General features: G+C 41.0%; 1 protein-coding gene. It reads left to right on the forward strand.

Translation table 11 applies throughout. The annotated features are described in order from the left end of the window. Window positions 1-351: 351 nt before the first annotated feature. On the forward strand, window positions 352-1,275 hold the full coding sequence (locus tag ACWXWT_RS20430) for a manganese-dependent inorganic pyrophosphatase (protein WP_456043398.1): 924 nt from the start codon (window positions 352-354) through the stop codon (window positions 1,273-1,275). Window positions 1,276-1,768: the final 493 nt, after the last annotated feature.

Below are 1,768 nucleotides of genomic sequence, written 5' to 3' on the forward strand. Positions count from 1 at the left end.
ATGGAGTCTCTCAGGTATTCCACTTCTGTGTTACATCGATTTAAAAGGCAACAACCATTTCTACATCAATGTGCCTTGAATTGAAAAACCTGAGAGACTCTGAACTGACCAGATATTTAATGAGATTAGTATTAATTACGTTTTACCTCTAACGCAAGCTGAAACAACCTACCTTGTGTGATGTAAAAAAAGCCCCGAGACTCTCCGCTTGGGGCTTTTTCTATCAATCTGTGCTTCATATCATTAAAGATGACAAACCTGCAGCATATAGAACCGATGAAGTGGTATTTTTTAATGCGATGACGATTAATCCTTGTTAAAATCAGGGCAACTTTATAGGAGAGTCTTTCAATGGCAATGTATGTAGTGGGTCACAAGATCCCTGATTCAGATTCAATTTGTGGTGCTATAGCATTAGCATATTTAAAAAACCAAATCGGTGAGCCTGCAATAGCGGCTCGTTTAGGCGAATTATCACCAGAAACCGCATTTATTTTAGAAAAATTTGGTTTTGAAGCGCCAGAATACAAAACCAGTTACGCAGGTGAAGAAGTCTATATTGTTGACCATTCTGAAATAACTCAAGCACCGGATGATATCGCTCAAGCGACTATCGTAGGTATTGTTGACCACCATAAATTAGGCGATTTAACCACGTCTACTCCGCTAGAATGTTGGATCCGTCCAGTGGGTTGCAGTAACACTGTTATCAAAATGATGTACGATTTTTACCAAGTAGAAATCCCTGCAAACATCGCTGGTATCATGATGTGCGCTATTTTAAGTGACACAGTCATTTTCAAATCACCTACCTGCACCACTGCTGACATTCGTTGTGTTGAAGCCTTAGCTAAAATTGCTGGTATTGAAGACTTTAAAGAAGTCGGCATGGACATGTTTAAAGTCAAATCAGCGGTTGAAGGCACCCCAGCACGTGATCTCGTCATGCGCGACTTTAAAGACTTCAACATGAACGGAAACTTAGTCGGTATTGGCCAATTAGAAGTTATCGATTTGTCTGTATTTAACGACATCAAAGCTGACTTAGAAGCCGATATTGCTAAATTGAAAGTTGAAGGTAATCGCCACAGCGTATTATTACTGCTTACCGACATCATGAAAGAAGGCTCAGAAATGCTAGTGGTGTCTGATTCAGCAGACCTAACCGAGCGCGCTTACGGTAAACCTACCGTTGATGGCCGAGTGTGGTTAGACGGTGTTTTAAGCCGTAAAAAACAAGTTGTGCCAGCTCTGCAAGAAGCGTTTGCAAAATAAATCGCGGTAAACACCTTGAAAAAAAATAGCTGAATCAATGGATTCAGCTTTTTTATGCCTACAACCTGATATTGTTCGGTCTGCCTGCTACAACATAACCTTGAGCGATTTTGCAATAGAACACATTCAATGAGCGCTGGCAGTTGTAATACCAATCCTATTAAATATGTGATCTTTCAGCGGGAGTTCAAAGTGCTGTAGGCAAGGCAGATGATTGAAGCGAATAGTGATCCTCGGTAACAAGCTCCTGCGTTACTCTACCTCAAGCATCTGACCGCCATGGATGGTGGGGATGTGTTATTTTTTATGGAAAAAAATAGACCATGCCGTCGTATTTTGAAAGCATCTAACGAAGCATAAAGGACTTTGAAACCCGCCAGAATGGCGTCTCTCAGGTATGCCACTTCTGTGTTACATCGATTTAAAAGGCAACAACCATTTCTACATCAATGTGCCTTGAATTGAAAAACCTGAGAGACTCTGAACTGACCAG

The organism is Shewanella sp. A22 (genome assembly GCF_053850585.1).